Consider the following 18,794-nt stretch of genomic DNA (forward strand, 5'->3'; position numbering starts at 1 on the left):
CTGTGGATAAGTTTAAAGGCGCCTTGCTGGTAGGCGCTCTGCGGTTGTTTGCCCTGCTTCCGTGGCGCGCCGTGCAGGCTGTCGGCTCGGCCATCGGCTGGGTGATGTGGAAAACCCCCAACCGCTCGCGCGATGTGGTGCGGATCAACCTGGCCAAGTGTTTCCCCGAGATGGACCCGGCCGAGCGTGAACAGCTGGTGGGTCGCAGCCTGCGGGACATCGGCAAATCGCTGACCGAGAGTGCCTGCGCGTGGATCTGGCCGGCGCAGCGTTCGATCGACCTGGTGCGTGAAGTCGAAGGTCTGGACGTGCTGAAGGACGCCCTGGCTTCGGGCAAAGGCGTTGTGGGCATTACCAGTCACTTGGGCAACTGGGAAGTGCTGAACCATTTCTATTGCAGCCAGTGCAAGCCGATCATTTTCTACCGACCACCGAAGTTGAAGGCGGTGGATGATTTACTGCGCAAACAGCGAGTACAACTGGGCAACCGGGTCGCGGCTTCCACCAAGGAAGGCATTCTCAGCGTGATCAAGGAGGTGCGCAAAGGTGGCGCAGTGGGTATTCCTGCGGACCCTGAGCCGGCAGAGTCTGCCGGGATTTTCGTGCCGTTTTTCGCCACCCAGGCCCTGACCAGCAAGTTTGTGCCAAACATGCTGGCCGGCGGCAAAGCCGTCGGCGTCTTTCTGCATGCACTGCGGCTGCCGGACGGTTCGGGTTACAAAGTGATACTCGAAGCAGCGCCTGATGCGATGTACAGCACCGACACCGAGACGTCCTGCGCGGCGATGAGCAAGGTGGTGGAGCGTTATGTCGGTGCGTATCCAAGCCAGTACATGTGGAGCATGAAACGCTTCAAGAAGCGTCCACCGGGCGAAGAGCGCTGGTACTGAGGGTGGATACCCCCGTAGAAGTTGGCGCAGCCTGCGATCTTTTGATTTGAAAAGGTCAAAAGATCGCAGGCTGCGCCAGCTCCTACGGGTGGCGGTCTAGTTTCTTCAGGAATACGGTCATTTCTTTTTCCGCCTGCTTGTCGCCATGGGCCCGGGCAGCCTCCAGGCCCATGTCCCAAGCCTGGCGGGCGGCTGCGAAGTCAGCCTGCGCCAGATACGCCTTGCCCAATAGCTTCCAGGCCGCCGAATACTTCGGATCGAACGCTACACAGCGCTGGAAATGCTCGGCCGCCTTGGCGTTCTCCCCAAGATCCAGGTAACCCTTACCCAGGCCGAAGCGCAGCAATGCGTTATCCACACCCTTGGCGAGCATTTTTTCCAGGGATTCGAGCATGGATTACCCTCTGATTGATTTGTGATCATGAGATTGCCTGTGGGAGCAAGGCTTGCCCGCGATGAGGCCAATGAACTCACCACAAAACTGGCTTAGAAGAAGCTCAACCCCACATGGAACAGCTTCTCCACATCCCGGATATGCTTTTTATCCACAAGGAACAGGATCACATGGTCCCCCGCCTCGATCACTGTGTCGTCATGGGCAATGATCACTTCTTCATCGCGTATGATCGCACCAATGGTCGTGCCCGGTGGCAGGCCAATGTTCTCGATGGCCTTGCCGATCACCTTGCTTGATTTCTCATCGCCGTGGGCAATCGCTTCGATCGCTTCGGCCGCACCCCGGCGCAATGAGTGCACGCTGACGATGTCGCCGCGGCGCACGTGGGCGAGCAAGGTGCCGATGGTTGCGAGCTGCGGACTGATGGCGATATCGATGTCGCCGCCCTGAATCAAATCGACATAGGCCGGGTTGTTGATGATCGTCATCACCTTCTTCGCGCCCAGGCGTTTAGCCAGCAGCGAAGACATGATGTTGGCTTCATCGTCGTTGGTCAGGGCCAGGAACAGGTCGGCGTCGGCGATGTTTTCTTCCAGCAGCAGATCACGGTCCGAAGCGCTGCCCTGCAACACCACGGTACTGTCCAGGGTATCTGACAGATGCCGGCAGCGTATCGGGTTCATCTCGATGATCTTGACCTGGTAGCGGCTTTCGATCGCCTCGGCCAGGCGTTCGCCGATCTGCCCGCCCCCGGCAATCACTATGCGTTTGTAGGTTTCATCCAGGCGGCGCATTTCGCTCATCACCGCGCGAATATTCGCTTTGGCGGCGATGAAAAACACTTCGTCGTCGGCTTCGATCACGGTGTCGCCCTGGGGCAGGATCGGGCGGTCCCGGCGGAAAATCGCCGCGACGCGGGTTTCGACATTTGGCATATGTTCGCGCAACTGGCGAAGTTGCTGGCCCACCAGCGGCCCGCCGTAATAGGCCTTCACCGCCACCAATTGCGCTTTGCCTTCGGCGAAGTCGATGACCTGTAGCGCGCCCGGGTGTTGAATCAGGCGCTTGATGTAGTTGGTTACCACCTGTTCCGGGCTGATCAGCACGTCGACCGGGATCGCTTCATTGTCAAACAATTCGGAGCGGGTGAGGTATGCCGCTTCACGTACCCGGGCGATCTTGGTCGGGGTGTGGAACAGGGTGTGGGCCACCTGGCACGCGACCATGTTGGTTTCGTCGCTGTTGGTCACCGCCACCAGCATGTCGGCGTCGTCCGCGCCCGCTTGACGCAGCACCGTGGGCAATGAGCCGCGGCCTTGCACGGTGCGGATGTCCAGGCGGTCGCCGAGGTCACGCAGGCGTTCGCTGTCGGTGTCGACCACAGTGATGTCATTGGCTTCGCTGGCCAGGTGCTCGGCCAGCGAACCACCTACCTGCCCTGCGCCGAGGATGATGATTTTCATCCAGTCACTCCCTTGAAGTCCGGTTAACCGCGCGCGGCGGCGATCTTGATCAGCTTGGCGTAGTAGAAACCGTCATGTCCGCCTTGCTGGGCGAGCAACTGACGGCCGTGGGGCTGCTTGATGCCAGCGGTCGTCGCGAGATCGAGCTCGCGGGCGCCCGGGGTGCGGGCGAGGAAGGCTTCAATGACTTCAGTGTTCTCGGTCGGCAATGTGGAGCAGGTGGCGTAAAGGAGGATGCCGCCGACTTCCAGGGATATCCACATGGCGTCCAGCAACTCGCCCTGAAGAACCGCCAGTGCGGCGATGTCGTCGGGTTGGCGAGTCAGCTTGATGTCCGGATGACGCCGGATGACGCCGGTCGCCGAGCATGGGGCGTCGAGCAGGATGCGCTGGAAGGGTTTGCCGTCCCACCAGGTGGCGGTATCGCGGCCATCGGCAGCAATCAGCTCGGCGCTCAGGCCCAGGCGGGCGAGGTTTTCCCGCACACGCACCAGGCGCTTGGCCTCCAGGTCGACGGCGACGACGCCCGCCAGCTCGGGCTCGGCTTCGAGGATATGGCAGGTCTTGCCGCCCGGCGCGCAGCATGCGTCCAGTACCCGTTGGCCCGGTGCCAGGTCGAGCAGATCGGCGGCCAGTTGCGCCGCCTCGTCCTGCACGCTGATCCAGCCTTCGGCGAACCCAGGCAGGCTGCGCACATCGGCAGCCGTGTCGAGGATGATGCCATCCTGGCTGTAGACGCATGGGCTGGCGGCGATGCCCGCTTCACTCAACAGTCCGAGGTAGGCGTCGCGGCTGTGATGACGGCGATTGACCCGCAGAATCATCGGTGGATGCGCGTTATTCGCTGCACAAATGGCTTCCCACTGCTCGGGCCAGAATGCCTTGAGCGATTTCTGCAGCCAGCGTGGATGGGCGGTGCGCACCACCGGATCATGTTCCAGCTCGGCCAGCAGCGTTTCACTTTCACGCTGGGCACGGCGCAGCACGGCGTTGAGCAGCGCCTTGGCCCATGGTTTTTTCAGCTTGTCGGCGCAACCGACGGTTTCACCAATGGCGGCGTGGGCGGGAACCCGGGTGTAGAGCAGTTGGTACAGGCCAACCAGCAACAGCGCCTCGACATCGGCGTCTGCCGCCTTGAAGGGTTTTTGCAGCAGCTTTGCCGCGAGCGCCGACAGGCGTGGCTGCCAGCGCGCAGTACCGAACGCCAGATCCTGGGTGAAGCCGCGATCGCGGTCTTCAACCTTGTCCATTTGCGTGGGCAGTGAACTGTTGAGCGAGGCTTTGCCGTTAAGCACAGCGGCGAGCGCCTTGGCGGCGGCGAGACGCGGGTTCATTGCGCCTCCACCGCTTGGCCGAGGACGGTGCCGAGGGCGAATCTCTCGCGACGGCTGTTGAACAGGTCGCTGAAGTTCAGCGCCTTGCCGCCGGGTAATTGCAGGCGCGTCAGGCACAGCGCCTGCTCGCCGCAAGCCACGACCAGTCCATCCTTGCTGGCGCCAAGGATTTCACCCGGGGCACCCTGCCCTTCAGCGAGGTTCGCGGCCAGGACTTTCAGCGCTTCGCCATTGAGAGAGCTGTGGGTGATTGGCCAGGGGTTGAAGGCGCGCACCAGACGTTCCAGCTCTAGCGCCGGGCGACTCCAGTCGATGCGCGCTTCGTCCTTGTTCAACTTATGTGCGTAGGTGGCGAGGCTGTCGTCCTGCACCTCGCCTTCCAGCGTTCCGGCAGCCAGCCCGGCGATCGCCTGCACCACTGCCGGCGGACCCATTTCAGCCAGCCGGTCATGGAGACTGCCACCGGTGTCTTTACCGGTGATCGGCGTGGTGACCTTAAGCAGCATCGGCCCGGTATCGAGGCCCAGCTCCATGCGCATCACGGTGACGCCACTTTCGCTGTCACCGGCTTCGACGGCACGCTGGATTGGCGCCGCTCCGCGCCAGCGCGGGAGCAAAGAGGCATGACTGTTGATGCAGCCCAGGCGTGGGATATCCAGCACCACTTGCGGCAGGATCAGGCCGTAGGCGACCACCACCAGCAGGTCCGGGTTCAGTGCAGCCAATTCGGCTTGGGCGTCTTCATTGCGCAGGGTCGGCGGCTGCAGCACCGGAATATGATTTTCCAGAGCGAGCTGCTTGACCGGGCTTGGCATCAGCTTTTGCCCACGGCCCGCCGGGCGGTCCGGCTGGGTGTAGACCGCGACAATCTCGTAAGGGCTGGCGAGCAGCGCCTTGAGGTGTTCGGCGGCGAATTCCGGGGTGCCGGCAAAGACGATGCGCAGTGGCTCAGTCATGGGAGCGATCTCTGAAAAAGAAAAAGGCTTGCCGCAGCAAGCCTTTGAAAGGAGGGCATCAAGCGTTTTGGCGATGGAGCTTTTCCAGTTTCTTCTTGATTCGGTCGCGTTTCAGGTTTGAGAGGTAGTCGACGAACAATTTGCCGTTGAGGTGGTCGCATTCGTGCTGGATGCACACGGCGAGCAGGCCTTCGGCGATCAGTTCGTAAGGCTGGCCGTCGCGGTCCAGGGCCTTGACCTTGACCTTTTGCGGGCGATCGACATTTTCGTAGAAGCCCGGCACCGAGAGGCACCCTTCCTGATATTGTTCCATCTCGTCGGTCAGTGATTCGAACTCGGGGTTGATGAAAACCCGCGGCTCGCTGCGGTCTTCGGAGAGGTCCATCACGACGATACGTTTGTGCACGTTGACCTGGGTCGCGGCGAGGCCGATGCCTGGCGCTTCATACATTGTTTCAAACATGTCGTCGACCAACTGACGCACTTCGTCGTCCACTACAGCCACAGGTTTGGCGATAGTGCGCAGGCGCGAGTCGGGAAATTCGAGGATGTCTAAAATGGCCATAAGCTTATTTGCTGCACGTGTGAGGTAAAGTCGGGTCGATGGCCTGGCGGGTCCGAAGATGCAGGCTACCGTTGTGAAGCGTAGCTCCCTTTTCTCTGCAAAGAGTCGGGAGCGAGCCACGAGGGCTCTGGCGTTTCACGCGAACGCACATAATAAAGGGATTCACCGCATGAGGAAATCACTACTCGCCCTGCTGCTTCTGGCTTCAGCCGGTTTAGCGCATGGGCAAGTGCAACTCAGGGAAGGTTTTCCACAGCAATACACGGTGGTTACCGGCGACACACTCTGGGACATCTCTGGAAAATTCTTGCGCGAGCCATGGAAGTGGCCGGAGTTATGGCAAGCCAATCCCCAGATCGAAAACCCCAATCTCATCTATCCGGGCGACTCGCTGACGCTGGTCTACATCAACGGCCAGCCGCGCCTGACCCTCAATCGCGGGGCTTCCAGGGGCACTATCAAGTTGTCGCCGCGTATTCGCAGTTCACCGGTGGCGGATGCCATTCCGAGCATTCCGCTGCAATCGATTAACAGCTTCCTGTTGAGCAATCGTATCGTCGACAAGGTCGAGGACTTCGACAAGGCGCCCTATATCGTTGCCGGCGATGCCGAGCGCGTACTCAGCGGCACCGGAGACCGCATCTTCGCCCGCGGGCAATTTGATCCGAACCAGCCAGTGTACGGAATCTTCCGCCAGGGCAAGGTTTACACCGACCCCGAGAGCAAGGAGTTCCTCGGGATCAACGCGGACGATATCGGCGGCGGCGAGATCGTGGCCGCCGAGGGCGATGTCGCCACCCTGGCACTGCAGCGCACTACCCAGGAGGTGCGCCTGGGGGATCGGCTGTTCAGTGGCGAGGAGCGTTCGATCAATTCCACCTTCATGCCCAGTGCGCCAAAGACCGACATCAAGGGTTTGATCATTGATGTGCCGCGTGGGGTGACCCAGATCGGTGCGATGGATGTCGTCACGTTGAACAAGGGGCAGCGCGACGGATTGGCCGAAGGCAATGTGCTGGTGGTGATGAAAACCGGTGAAACCGTGCGGGACCGCATCACCGGTCAGCCGTTGAAGATTCCCGATGAGCGCGCCGGGTTGCTAATGGTTTTCCGCACCTACGACAAACTCAGTTACGGCCTGGTCCTCAATGCTTCGCGGTCTTTAGCGGTGATGGACAAAGTACGAAATCCGTAAGCCTGCTTCACAAGTTACCAACAGACTTATCCACAGCTTATGCCCGTTTGAACGGGCCTCATAACGATCAAGGATGATCCATGACATTCTCTGCTGCTGCAGCTGTTTCGCCTGCCGAACTGGAGGCGCGTCTGCGTCTGCATCGCTTACCCGAACTGGGGCCGGCGCGGTTTAAAAAGCTACTGGATGCCTTCGGCTCGGCCTCAAAAGCGCTGAGCGCGCCGGCCAACGCCTGGAAGTCTCTGGGCCTTCCATTCGCTTGCGCCGAGGGCCGCCGCGATCCCGATGTGCGCGATGGTGCTTACCACGCATTGGCCTGGCTGGAGCGTCCGGGCCAGCATTTACTGATGTGGGACCAACCTGACTACCCGGCGCTGCTGGCGGAAATCAGCGACCCGCCGCCCTTGTTATTTGTCGCGGGCGATCCCGGTATCCTGGACAAACCACAGTTGGCGATGGTCGGCAGTCGTCGCGCATCTCGTCCGGGGATGGACACGGCCGCAGCGTTCTCCCGCAGCCTGGCCGGTGCCGGTTTTGTGATTACCAGTGGTCTGGCCCTTGGCATCGACGCCGCAGCGCACCAGGCGGCTCTGGACGTGGGCGGGCGAACGGTCGGGGTACTTGGCACGGGACTTGAAAAGTTTTATCCACAGCGCAATCGCAGGCTGGCAGACGCCATGATTGCCTCTGGCAGCGCAGTGGTTTCGGAGTTTCCGCTGGACGCGGCCCCCACCGCCAGCAACTTCCCGCGGCGCAACAGAATTATCAGTGGTTTGTCCCTCGGCGTACTGGTGGTCGAGGCGAGCGTCGCCAGTGGTTCGTTGATTACCGCCAGGCTGGCGGCGGAGCAAGGGCGTGAGGTTTATGCGATTCCGGGATCGATTCATCATCCCGGCGCCAAGGGCTGTCATCAGCTGATTCGCGATGGTGCCATGCTGGTGGAAACCATCGAGCACATTCTTGAAGCCTTGCGCGGTTGGCAACAGGTGTCATTTTCCCCAACTGTGCCGGCGGTGACCCACCCCCTGCTCGCGTTGCTTCACGCGGCGCCGCATACCAGTGAATCGTTGGCCATCAGCAGCGGCTGGGCATTGCCCAAGGTGCTGGCCGCGCTGACCGAACTGGAAATGGACGGTCGGGCGGTGTGTGAAAGCGGTCGCTGGTTTGCGCGGGTGAGCTAGGTTTTATGAGGAAGATCGGTAAACTGCGCAGAGCCTTATTCCGGAGAGTTTTTCATGGTCAACAGTTGGCGTGTGCAACAAGCCGCGCAAGCCGTTCGCTCAGGCGCGGTGATTGCCTATCCAACCGAAGCGGTCTGGGGTCTGGGTTGCGACCCCTGGGACCAGAGCGCAGTGGAACGTTTGCTGATGATCAAGGGACGGTCCATGGAGAAGGGCCTGATTCTGGTCGCCGACAATATTCGCCAGTTCGACTTCCTGTTCGAGGATTTTCCCGAGTTGTGGATGGACCGCATGGCCAGCACCTGGCCGGGACCCAACACCTGGCTGGTGCCGCACCAGAATCAGTTGCCACTGTGGATTACTGGCAAGCATGAGACCGTGGCGTTGCGCGTCAGCGATCATCCTCAGGTACGGGACTTGTGTTCACTGGTAGGGCCGTTGGTGTCCACTTCGGCCAACCCGCAAGGTCGGCCGGCAGCGCGCACACGGATTCGCGTGGAGCAGTATTTCCGTGGGCAGGTGGATTACATCCTGGGTGGTAATTTGGGTGGGCGCAGGAATCCGAGTGTGATTCGGGACCTGGCGACGGGGCAGGTCATTCGCCCGGATTGAGACCGAGTCATCGTTCATCGCGGGCAAGGCTTGCCCGCGATGGCGTCCTCAAGGCAACAAAATAGTCGAGCCGGTAGTACGCCGTGCCGACAGCTCGGTCTGAGCCTTTGCCGCTTCGGCCAGCGGATATTGCTGGCTGATATCCACCTTCAACTTCCCGCTGCTGATCATCTCGAACAACTCATCCGCCATGCGCTGCAGGTTTTCGGCGTTGTTGGCGTAGGTCGCAAGTGTTGGCCGGGTCACATACAGCGAACCCTTCGCCGATAGAATCCCCAGGTTCACCCCGTCCACCGCGCCCGACGCATTGCCGAAGCTCACCACCAGGCCGCGTGGCGCAGCGCTGTCGAGGGATGTCAGCCAGGTGTCCTTGCCGACCCCGTCGTAAACCACAGGCACTTTCTTGCCGTCGGTCAATTCCAGGACACGCTGCGCCACGTTTTCATGGCTGTAGTCGATCGTCGCCCAGGCTCCGTTGGCTGTGGCCAATGCGGCTTTCTCTGCAGAGCTGACAGTGCCGATCAACTTCACACCCAGGGCCTTGGCCCATTGGCACGCCAGCGAACCTACCCCGCCCGCAGCCGCATGAAACAGGATGGTTTCGCCGCCTTTGAGTTCATAGGTCTGGCGCAGCAGGTACTGTACGGTCAGGCCCTTGAGCATCACGCCGGCCGCTTGCTCGAAGCTGATCGCATCCGGCAGTTGCACCAGGTTGGCTTCGGGCAGCACGTGAGTGTCGCTGTAGGCGCCCAATGGGCCGCTGCCGTAGGCCACCCGATCACCCACTTTGAATCGAGTGACTGCGCTGCCCACCGCTTCGACCACGCCGGCGCCCTCTGAACCCAGGCCCGATGGCAAGGCCGGTGGCGCATACAGTCCGCTGCGGTAATAGGTGTCGATGAAGTTCAGGCCGATGGCCTTATTGCTCACGCGTACCTGCTGCGGGCCAGGCTCGGCAGGTTGGTAGTCGACATACTCGAGCACTTCGGGGCCGCCATGGGCACTGAACTGGATACGCTTTGCCATCAGAACTCTCCTGGTGATCGTTTGGGTAAGCCCCCTATCGGACTCCTAAGCATGATCTTCGTCAACTGTGGTGCAACAGGGTGCGGTGTTATCCTGTGCAGCAATTTGCCGCCGGCCGTTGATGCGCCGCGCCGTTTGTCCCGATTCAAGGTGATGCCATGACGACCCGTACCGAGGCCGTAAAAGCCTATCTGCTCGACCTGCAAGACCGCATTTGCGCTGCCCTTGAAGCCGAAGACGGCGGTACGCGCTTCGTCGAGGATGCCTGGACCAGACCCGCGGGTGGGGGCGGTCGCACTCGCGTGATCGAGAACGGTGCTGTCATCGAGAAAGGCGGCGTCAACTTTTCCCACGTGTTTGGCAGCGGTCTCCCTCCCTCGGCCAGTGCCCATCGACCGGAGCTTGCCGGACGCGGCTTTGAAGCGCTCGGCGTGTCCCTGGTCATTCACCCGCACAACCCCATGGTGCCCACTTCGCACGCCAATGTGCGGTTCTTCATCGCGGAGAAAGAAGGCGAAGAACCCGTCTGGTGGTTTGGCGGCGGTTTCGACCTGACGCCCTACTACGGCAATGAAGAAGATTGTGTGCATTGGCATCGGGTTGCCGAGCAGGCTTGCGCGCCGTTTGGTCCCGACGTCTATTCGCGCTACAAGGCATGGTGCGACAGCTACTTTCATATCAAGCATCGCCACGAGCCGCGTGGCATTGGCGGCCTGTTCTTCGATGACCTCAATGAATGGGATTTCGACACCAGCTTTGCTTTCATGCGGGCCATCGGCGACGCGTTCATCGAGGCCTACCTGCCGATCGTCCAGCGCCGCAAGAACGATGCATTCACTGCCAGGCAACGCGAATTCCAGGAGTTCCGTCGCGGCCGCTATGTCGAATTCAACCTGGTCTACGACCGTGGCACGCTGTTCGGCCTGCAGTCGGGCGGGCGTACTGAATCGATCCTCATGTCGCTGCCGCCGCAAGTGCGTTGGGGTTACGACTGGAAGGCCGAGCCGGGCAGCGAAGAAGCGCGGCTGACCGAATATTTCCTGCAAGACCGCGATTGGTTGGCCAAGGCCTGAACGAGGAAAACTGATGGATCGTTACGTCGTATTCGGCAACCCGATTGGCCACAGCAAGTCGCCACTAATCCATCGACTGTTTGCCGAGCAGACGGGTCAGCAACTGGACTACAGCACTTCCCTGGCACCGCTCGATGATTTTTCCCACTTCGCCCGGGCGTTTTTCCTGGAGGGGCGCGGAGCCAACGTCACGGTGCCTTTCAAGGAAGAGGCCTATCGCCTGGCCGACAGCCTGACCGAGCGCGCCCAGCGGGCTGGCGCGGTGAATACCTTGAGCAAACTGGCTGACGGCTCGTTGCTGGGTGATAACACCGACGGCGCCGGGCTGGTGCGGGACCTGACGGTTAATGCCGCTTTCAGTCTCAAGGGGAAGCGCATATTGCTACTGGGCGCCGGTGGTGCGGTGCGGGGTGCGCTGGAGCCGTTGCTGGCGGAGCAGCCGGCGGCGGTGATCATCGCCAACCGCACGGTGGAAAAAGCGGAATTGCTGGCCGAGTTGTTCGATGATCTGGGCCCGGTCTCTGCCAGTGGCTTTGACTGGCTGGAGGAATCCGTGGACCTGATCATCAACGCCACCTCCGCGAGCCTGTCCGGTGAAGTCCCACCGATTGCCAGCAGTCTGATCGAGCCGGGCAAGACGGTTTGCTACGACATGATGTACGGCAAGGAACCGACATCATTCTGCCGCTGGGCCAGCGAGCACGGCGCAGCGGTGGCAATGGATGGATTGGGGATGCTCGCTGAACAGGCGGCGGAAGCGTTCTTCCTGTGGCGGGGTGTGCGACCGGACACGGCGCCGGTGCTGGCCGAACTGCGACGACAACTCGCAGAGTGAAACTGTTGGAGTGAAACACGATTCAGTCTTCAAACCGGATCGGGCATTTCTCCGCGCCTTCCAGCTTTCTCAGCTCCTCCACCACCTGCGGCCGCGCTTGCCGCAGGGTCAGGCTGCGATTCTGCTTGAGCAGGCGCCGTGCCTCCTGATGCAGCATCTCCACCCCTGAATAATCGATGAAATTGATCTGCTGTGCCTCAATCACTACCCGGGCAGCGTGCATGCGTTGCAGGCGTACCTGGAGGTAATGGCTGGCGCCGAAAAAGATCGAGCCGCCAACCCGCAACACATCCTCATCGCCGTCGCGCCAATGCTGCACACGCGGTTGCGAGGTGCGCTTGAGGTAGAAGAACAGCGAAGCCAGTACCCCGGCGTAGATCGCGGTCTGCAATTCCAGCAGCAGCGTGGCGACACAGGTCAGCGCCATGACCAGGAACTCGGCGCGACTGACCCTCAGCAATGCGCGAATGCCGCGATGATCCACCAGGCCCCAGGCGATCAGCAAAATACTGCCAGCCATCGCCGGAATCGGGATGTGGGCGATCAATGCCGCGCCAAACACTGCAAACAGCGCGACCCACAGCGCCGAGAACACCCCGGCCAGCGGGGAGCAGGCCCCTGCCTCGTAACTCAAGCCCGAACGGGTGAAGGAGCCAGCGGACAACGACCCGGAAAAAAATGCCCCGACCATGTTGGATAAGCCCTGGGCGCGCACTTCCTGATTGGCGTCGAGCAACTGCTGTGAGCGTGCCGACAGGGAGCGAGCAATCGACAGGCTGGTCACCAGCCCCAACATGCCCACCGCGACCGCGCTGGGTAACAAGCGCAGGATCAAGTCCAGGTCCAGCGGCACGGCGCTCAAAGGTGGCAGTCGACCGACAAAGGCGCTGACCAGGCTGACGTGGCCGAACATCCCGGGCCAGAGCCACACCAGCAGCCCTGCCATTACCAGCGTGATCAACAGCGTCGGCCAGCGTGGCAGCAGCCATTTCAGGGTGGCTCCCAATGCCACTGTCGCCAGCCCGAGAATGAGCGATGGCTTGTCCACCTGATGCAGGTGTTGAAACACCGACATGAAGCTGTCGAGTGCCGTGGCCTGGCTGGGCAGGTCCAGCCCCAGCAAGTTGGGCAGCTGGCCGACGGCAATCACCACCGCCGCACCGAGGGTGAACCCCAATACCACCGAATGGGAGACAAAATTCACCAGCGCGCCGAATCGCAACAAGCCCAGCAGCCACTGGAAGATCCCGGCCAGCAGCGTCAGCAACAGAATAAGTGCCACGTAGTCCTGCGAGGCGGGTACCGCCAAGGGGCTGACGCTTGCATATAAGACAATGGAAATTGCCGCTGTAGGACCACAGATGAGGTGCCAGGATGATCCCCACAGGCAGGCGATCAGAACAGGAATGATAGCCGCGTACAACCCGTATTCAGGTGGGAGCCCGGCAATCAGGGCGTAGGCAATCGACTGTGGCAGCGCGAGAATCGCACCGCTCAGGCCGACGATAAGGTCGCGCCCGACAGTGGCACGGGTTTGCCGAGGCAACCAGCTCAGGAAGGGGAAGAGCGAATGGCGGCTGGGAAAGGCCATGGGTCCTCTCAGGTGGGGGAATGCGCAAAGGGTAACAGGGTGAACCAGTGATGGCGGCGCGAGCGTGCCAGCCCCTACCTGCAGGAGCGAGCTCGCTCGCGAAAAACGTACCGGCACCTTGGGGCATCAGGCGCCCGGCGTAATCGTGTACGCCCAACACGAGCAGGCTCGCTCCTGCATGAATGACAGGCTCCCCCCTATGAATCAGAGCTTGGCTTTCACCGCAGGCAACGCCTCCTTGCCATCGGCGGTTTTCACACCATCCAGCCATTTATCCAGAACCGCAGGATTAGCCTTGATCCACGCCTTGGCAGCCTCGGCATTGCTGATCTTCTTGTTCACGACCTCGGCCATGATGCTGTTCTCCATTTCCTGGGTAAAGCTCAGGTTGGTGAGCAGCTTGCCGACGTTTGGACAGGCCTGTGCATAACCCTTGCGAGTCAATGTATAAACCGCACCGGTATCACCGAAGTACTTCTCGCCACCCTTGAGGTAGTGCATCTTCAGCTGCACGTTCATCGGGTGGGGCGTCCAGCCGAGGAAGGTCACGAACTTCTGTTTCTTAACGGCGCGGGACACTTCCGCCAGCATGGCCTGCTCGCTGGATTCCACCAGTTTCCATTGACCCAAGTCGAAGTCGTTTTTCTTGATGATGTCCTGCAGCGAGATGTTCGCCGGAGCCCCGGAGCCGATGCCGTAGATTTTTTTCTCGAACTTGTCGGCAAACTTGTTCAGGTCGGCGAAGTTATGCACACCTGCATCCCACACATAATCCGGAACAGCCAGGGTGAACTCGGTGCCATCGAGGTTTTTCGCCAGTTGGGTTACATCCCCGGTGGCCACGAACTTGTCGTAGAAACCTTGCTGCGCCGGCATCCAGTTACCCAGGAACACGTCGACCTGACCGTCCTTCAAACCACCGAAGGTGATAGGCACCGCCAAGGTGTCAACCTTGGCCTTGTAGCCCATGCCGTCGAGCAAGAACCCGGTAATGGCGTTGGTCGCCGCAATGTCGCTCCAGCCCGGATCGGCCATTTTCACCGTGTTGCAGCTCTGATCGGCATACGCCGATGCGCTGCCCAGAGCCAGAAGCCCGACCGTCAGAACTGTGGATAACCTATGCATGGACTTCCCCTTAACATTATTGGTTTTGGCAGGGTTGTGGATAACGTGCTTTGCGCTCCAGATCATCCAGGTCGATGTGGTTGCGCATGTACTGCTGACTGGCGTCTACCAGTGGCTGGTGATCCCAGCTCTTCAGCTTGCCGATGCTCAGGGCCTCGGCCACGAATCGCCGGCGGCGCTGACTGGCGAGCACCTGTTGGTGAATCGCAGGTATGTCCCACTTGGCCCGTGCTTCGGCAAGGAACTCGGCAAACAGTGCGCTGTGTTTCGGCGACTGGCTGAGCTCTTCCTGTTCACGCGGGTCATTGTGCACATCGAAGAGTAGGCAAGGGTCATCTTCGCTGTAGATGAATTTGTAGGCGCCGCGGCGAATCATCATCAGCGGGCTGATGGTGCCTTCGGCCATGTACTCGCCAAACACTTCGTCGTGACCGCCCTGCCCCTTCAGGTGCGACACCAGCGAGCGGCCATCCAGCGACAAGCCTGGCGCCAGCGAGCCGCCGGCCAATTCGACAAAGGTCGGCAGGAGGTCGGCAGTCGAGACGGCAGCGCTGACGCGACCGGCACCAAATTGCCCCGGCGCGCTGATCAACAAGGGGACCCGGGCGGCCATCTCGAACCAGTGCATTTTGTACCAGAGGCCGCGCTCGCCGAGCATGTCGCCATGATCCCCGGAGAAGACAATAATGGTATCGTCGATCAGCCCGGTATCTTCGAGTGTTTGCAGGAGTTTGCCGACGTTGTCGTCAATATAGCTGCAGGCTCCGAAATAGGCGCGTCGCGCGTCACGGATCTTATCCACAGGCAGCGGCTTGTCCCACAAGTCGTACACCTTGAGCAGTCGCTGGGAGTGCGGGTCCAGCTCGGACTGCGCTGGCGTCTGCGGCAGCGGAATATCGCTGTCCTGGTACATATCCCAGTATTTCTTCGGGATGGTGTACGGGTCGTGAGGATGGGTCATGGACACGGTCAGGCAGAACGGCTGGTCGCCGTCCTCGCGGATGTGGTCAAACAGGTACTGCTGCGCCTTGAAGACCACTTCTTCGTCAAAATCCAGCTGGTTGGTGCGCACGCAGGGGCCAGCCTGCAGCACCGATGACATATTGTGGAACCAGGTGGGACGTACATCGGGTTCGTCCCAGTTCACCGACCAGCCGTAGTCGGCTGGATAAATGTCACTGGTCAGGCGTTCTTCATAGCCGTGCAGTTGATCCGGACCACAGAAGTGCATCTTTCCGGACAGGGCGGTGCGGTAGCCCAGGCGGCGCAGGTAATGGGCATAGGTGGGTACGTCGGCGGGAAAGTCAGCCGCATTGTCATAGGCGCCGATCTTGCTCGGCAGCTGGCCGCTCACGAGGGTAAAACGCGACGGTGCACACAGTGGGCTGTTGCAATAAGCGGAGTCGAACACTACGCCTTCGGCAGCAAGTCGGCTGAGATTGGGTAATTTGATTGGCGAAGGGCCGTAGAACGGCAACATTGGCGCGGCCATCTGATCGGCCATGATGAAGAGAATATTCTTGCGCTTCATGTGATCGCGGCATTCCATAGTGAATATTTATGCGAGAGTGCTGCGACCGAGCATGGGTGCCATGCCATTTGCGGTAAAGCCCACACCCGGCAATGACTAGGATAAGCACAGCTTATGTATGAAGCCCTCGGGAGTCTGTCCTTGGACCTGTTGCGAGCTTTTGAAGCAGCGGCACGCCAGCAAAGTTTCACCGCCGCCGCCGTGGAGCTGGGGACGACCCAACCCGCCATCAGTCAGCAAATCAAACGGCTGGAAGAGCAACTTGCCACCCGCCTGTTCGATCGGATTTATCGTGGCATTGAGCTGACAGAGGCGGGCATTGTCCTCTTCGAACAGGTGCAGCTCGGTTTGCAGAATATCGATGCAGGACTGGCGGCGATCAGTGCGCAAGATCAGCACGAGGTGCTGCAGGTCGCCACGGATTTCGCGTTCGCCGCCTATTGGTTGATGCCGCGCCTGCACCGCTTCCATGCCGCCAACCCCAATGTGGATGTCAGTCTCGTTACCAGTGAGCGCAGCCACAACATGCTGCGCAGCGATATCGATGTTGCCGTGCTGTTTGGCGACGGGCGCTTCAAGCAAGGTGAGAGTCACTGGCTGTTCAGCGAAGAAGTGTTCCCGGTGTGCAGCCCGCTGCTGCTCAAAGACCGTGCGCTGCCCCTGCCGGTCCCTTCGCTGCTGGAACTGCCCCTGCTGCACCTGCGCGGCGAAAACAGCAGCAACTGGTTTGATTGGAGCGGTGTGTTTCGTGAGCTGGGGATCACTTCGGCGCCCGCACCGGGTCAGCTGCGTTTTGATAACTACACCTTGTTGATCCAGGCCGCGATTGGTGGTCAGGGCGTCGCCATCGGTTGGCGACATCTTGTGGATAACTTGCTGGCGGAGGGCTTGTTGTGTAGTCCAATCGCCGCCACGGTCATTTCACGGCTTGGCTACTACGTGGTCCTGCCTCAGCGAAAGCGCCGCGGCGAATTGATTCAGCGATTCGTTGACTGGTTGATGCAGGAGCAGACCCGCAGTGCGCAGTCGCTTAATGGCCTGCCGTTGCCGTCCATCGCGAACTGACGTCAGGCGCGATAAAGCTCACGTTGCGGTATAGGGGACTAGATCACTTACTTGTTGTGCTGTAAGTGCCTGAACGAAAAGCTTCGGGCGATTTCAGGGAGTGGACTTCTCCAGAGTTATGCCGTACGAAAGTTTCGACCTGATAAGTCGAGTATTTAAATCATACTGTATGTTTCTTCAGGCGCTTAGTAAGATTTTGTCACACGATGCCCGTAAAATTCAAATGATTTATTGGGTTGTAAAATGTTTAATATGACAGATTCTTAAAATAAGCCAGCCATGTATTGGCTTATGTGGCTGTTTAGGAGAAATCCTATATCTATAATAAATATGCTGAGAGTTCTTGCATGCTAAACGCTATAAATCCATCACCATACTCAACTAAAAGTATACAAGAAAACACAAGCGTGACAATAGATTGCTCCCAAGTTATGGAAAAGCTCATAATTGGAGGCAATGAGCCAACATCCTATACTGCGCGGCCCGTGAGGGATATTGAAAGCGCCAGACCACCACAAGCGTCCAATGGTTCGCGGACATCAGTTAAACGGGTAGTGAAGTTGTTAATTACGGTGGTGGGGGGGGTGGCACTAGCGGCCAGTGGAATAGCAAGCGCGATGACCCGTCGCCCTGACGCCTTTGATCTTCAGAGCCGACCTGTAGCAAATCGACTCACAATGTCCCCCGAACATCAGTCCATGATTGAAAGTATTCCGTTTGGAAATGAAACCGCACTCCTTGATAACTTCATTGATGCTCCCCAGCGTGGCCTGGCGGAGTTTTTGGGTTACCTGACAATCGGTGGTATGGATGCAAAAGTAGTGGCTCGGGGTGGAGAGATAAAGGAAAAGTTCCCGCGAATGTTCAACTGTTTAGAGGAGTCTCGACGTCACGTAGTCCACGTTCTGGATGTATTTGAAGAAAGCTGTGAGCAACCGTGCAGCCCTCCATTACCAACGGCAGGGGAATTTAACGCAACTCAAATGTTAAAAGATTATATAGGCTATATGATGGAAGATCTAAAGAAGAAGCCCAAGCAAGTGGAGAAAGTATATGGCAATCTTTTGTCCGAGAGGGGGCAGTCCCCGGAAGCGCTCGATAGAGTTCCATCCCATATCGCCCCTTACACGGGCTTGATAGAATTTCTTCGTGCGTTGGCAGAAAATCCATGCCACGCACGAGATGCAGGAGATTCCGCACGGCAATGTCTTGATTTTTTCCTTGTAGAGCAAACGCCTGAGGGTATACAAAACGATCAGGCTGATAATAGGCCTCCGACCTACGCTGCTACAGCGCATCCGATCATGACATTAATTGAAAGCAAACTTCCTATTTACTTCACAAAGGAGGTCTTTAACCTGACCAGTTACCCGACGCTCCTCACTCATATCATGCTCCATGAGATGATTCATTATGCTGGCTATATCGATCTCCTTTATGCCGGTGTTGACGTGGCGATAATGGCGCTCCCTCCGGAACAACAAGAAGAGGCTTACCGGAAAAAGCATAAAGAGCTCAGGAAGGACATTCGTTATAAAATTAATGATGCGCCCGACTCAATGAAGATTCGTCTGGTAGAGTTTTATGATAAGCAGGTGGGCAAAAATCCAGGGATGACAAGTTTTGATAAACTAGAAGACCTCGCGAAAGTGCTTAAGTCAGATAATAAAGTCTGGAAAGTGTTTGGCGATCAAACGACCGATATCATCGCTATGAGGTTTATGATTCCCTCGATGCAGCGAAACGCGGACTTGATCAACGGGATTTTTTATTCAGTAGGGTTCTGATAAAGTATGCGATAAACAGACCTGACGGCCACAAAAAACCGAGTGTAGTATCGTAGCCGCAGGTCTGATGTAGTCCTGTATTGTACCTAACTTTGCGATGAACTTCGCAGTCATCAATCCTGGCGTTGATAGTCGTTGGACATCATCCGGCTATTCCAGGACAATGGA

Annotated in this window: 17 protein-coding genes; 8 read left to right on the top strand and 9 right to left on the bottom strand. The window is 59.1% G+C overall.

All coding sequences use genetic code 11. The annotated features are described in order from the left end of the window. Positions 1 to 2: 2 nt before the first annotated feature. Positions 3 to 890, top strand: a complete 888-nt coding sequence (locus IMW75_RS02680; protein WP_045061229.1) for a lysophospholipid acyltransferase — start codon at positions 3 to 5, stop codon at positions 888 to 890. A gap of 82 nt (positions 891 to 972) precedes the next feature. Here IMW75_RS02680 and IMW75_RS02685 read toward each other — a convergent pair whose 3' ends face one another. The 5 genes from IMW75_RS02685 to def form a co-directional block, all read right to left on the bottom strand. After that, complete coding sequence (locus tag IMW75_RS02685; RefSeq protein WP_205891797.1) at positions 973 to 1,284, bottom strand: tetratricopeptide repeat protein; 312 nt, start codon at positions 1,282 to 1,284, stop codon at positions 973 to 975. Positions 1,285 to 1,376: 92 nt separating this feature from the next. Next, positions 1,377 to 2,750 carry a Trk system potassium transporter TrkA gene (gene trkA, locus IMW75_RS02690; RefSeq protein WP_045061227.1) on the bottom strand — a complete coding sequence of 458 codons (1,374 nt, stop codon included), beginning with the start codon at positions 2,748 to 2,750 and terminating at the stop codon, positions 1,377 to 1,379. Between the two features lie 23 nt (positions 2,751 to 2,773). Beyond that, positions 2,774 to 4,084: a 16S rRNA (cytosine(967)-C(5))-methyltransferase RsmB gene (rsmB, locus tag IMW75_RS02695; RefSeq protein ID WP_205891798.1), complete on the bottom strand. Its 1,311-nt coding sequence runs from the start codon at positions 4,082 to 4,084 to the stop codon at positions 2,774 to 2,776. Then, positions 4,081 to 5,040 (bottom strand): methionyl-tRNA formyltransferase, encoded by a 960-nt coding sequence (fmt, locus tag IMW75_RS02700; RefSeq protein ID WP_205891799.1) that lies wholly within the window; start codon positions 5,038 to 5,040, stop codon positions 4,081 to 4,083. The genes rsmB and fmt overlap by 4 nt, the downstream gene beginning before the upstream one ends. Before the next feature lie 58 nt (positions 5,041 to 5,098). Further along, positions 5,099 to 5,605 (bottom strand): peptide deformylase, encoded by a 507-nt coding sequence (gene def, locus IMW75_RS02705; RefSeq protein WP_017341723.1) that lies wholly within the window; start codon positions 5,603 to 5,605, stop codon positions 5,099 to 5,101. 169 nt (positions 5,606 to 5,774) lie between these two features. On the opposite strand from def, the gene IMW75_RS02710 reads away from it, so the two are divergent. The 3 genes from IMW75_RS02710 (at position 5,775) to tsaC (ending at position 8,593) form a co-directional block, all read left to right on the top strand. Continuing rightward, positions 5,775 to 6,800, top strand: coding sequence for a LysM peptidoglycan-binding domain-containing protein (locus IMW75_RS02710; RefSeq protein ID WP_045061224.1), 1,026 nt, complete (start codon positions 5,775 to 5,777; stop codon positions 6,798 to 6,800). An 80-nt stretch (positions 6,801 to 6,880) separates the two neighbouring features. Continuing rightward, entirely contained in the window at positions 6,881 to 7,981 is a 1,101-nt protein-coding gene (gene dprA, locus IMW75_RS02715) for a DNA-processing protein DprA (protein ID WP_205891806.1), read from the top strand. A gap of 54 nt (positions 7,982 to 8,035) precedes the next feature. Next, positions 8,036 to 8,593 (top strand): L-threonylcarbamoyladenylate synthase type 1 TsaC, encoded by a 558-nt coding sequence (gene tsaC, locus IMW75_RS02720; protein WP_122840905.1) that lies wholly within the window; start codon positions 8,036 to 8,038, stop codon positions 8,591 to 8,593. Positions 8,594 to 8,641: 48 nt separating this feature from the next. Here tsaC and IMW75_RS02725 read toward each other — a convergent pair whose 3' ends face one another. Continuing rightward, on the bottom strand, positions 8,642 to 9,619 hold the full coding sequence (locus tag IMW75_RS02725; protein ID WP_122840904.1) for an NADPH:quinone reductase: 978 nt from the start codon (positions 9,617 to 9,619) through the stop codon (positions 8,642 to 8,644). A gap of 158 nt (positions 9,620 to 9,777) precedes the next feature. On the opposite strand from IMW75_RS02725, the gene hemF reads away from it, so the two are divergent. Together hemF and aroE are read left to right on the top strand one after the other, a co-directional pair. Then, the gene (hemF, locus tag IMW75_RS02730; RefSeq protein ID WP_122840903.1) at positions 9,778 to 10,692 is read left to right on the top strand and encodes an oxygen-dependent coproporphyrinogen oxidase; all 915 of its coding nucleotides are present in this window, start codon (positions 9,778 to 9,780) and stop codon (positions 10,690 to 10,692) included. Positions 10,693 to 10,705: 13 nt separating this feature from the next. Continuing rightward, positions 10,706 to 11,527 carry a shikimate dehydrogenase gene (gene aroE / locus IMW75_RS02735; RefSeq protein WP_205891809.1) on the top strand — a complete coding sequence of 274 codons (822 nt, stop codon included), beginning with the start codon at positions 10,706 to 10,708 and terminating at the stop codon, positions 11,525 to 11,527. 22 nt (positions 11,528 to 11,549) lie between these two features. Here aroE and IMW75_RS02740 read toward each other — a convergent pair whose 3' ends face one another. The 3 genes from IMW75_RS02740 to betC form a co-directional block, all read right to left on the bottom strand. Continuing rightward, complete coding sequence (locus tag IMW75_RS02740) at positions 11,550 to 13,118, bottom strand: SulP family inorganic anion transporter (RefSeq protein ID WP_205891811.1); 1,569 nt, start codon at positions 13,116 to 13,118, stop codon at positions 11,550 to 11,552. A gap of 204 nt (positions 13,119 to 13,322) precedes the next feature. Beyond that, entirely contained in the window at positions 13,323 to 14,243 is a 921-nt protein-coding gene (gene choX, locus IMW75_RS02745) for a choline ABC transporter substrate-binding protein (RefSeq protein WP_205891812.1), read from the bottom strand. A gap of 16 nt (positions 14,244 to 14,259) precedes the next feature. Further along, positions 14,260 to 15,774, bottom strand: a complete 1,515-nt coding sequence (gene betC / locus IMW75_RS02750; RefSeq protein WP_205891813.1) for a choline-sulfatase — start codon at positions 15,772 to 15,774, stop codon at positions 14,260 to 14,262. A 114-nt stretch (positions 15,775 to 15,888) separates the two neighbouring features. Here betC and IMW75_RS02755 point away from each other — a divergent pair, with 114 nt between their 5' ends. Continuing rightward, positions 15,889 to 16,839, top strand: coding sequence for a choline sulfate utilization transcriptional regulator (locus IMW75_RS02755; protein ID WP_205891814.1), 951 nt, complete (start codon positions 15,889 to 15,891; stop codon positions 16,837 to 16,839). Between the two features lie 431 nt (positions 16,840 to 17,270). Continuing rightward, positions 17,271 to 18,626, top strand: a complete 1,356-nt coding sequence (locus IMW75_RS02760) for a hypothetical protein (RefSeq protein WP_205891815.1) — start codon at positions 17,271 to 17,273, stop codon at positions 18,624 to 18,626. The last annotated feature ends 168 nt before the right edge of the window (positions 18,627 to 18,794 follow it).

Origin of the sequence: Pseudomonas gregormendelii (assembly GCF_017114825.1) — a bacterium.
Taxonomy (GTDB): domain Bacteria; phylum Pseudomonadota; class Gammaproteobacteria; order Pseudomonadales; family Pseudomonadaceae; genus Aquipseudomonas; species Aquipseudomonas gregormendelii.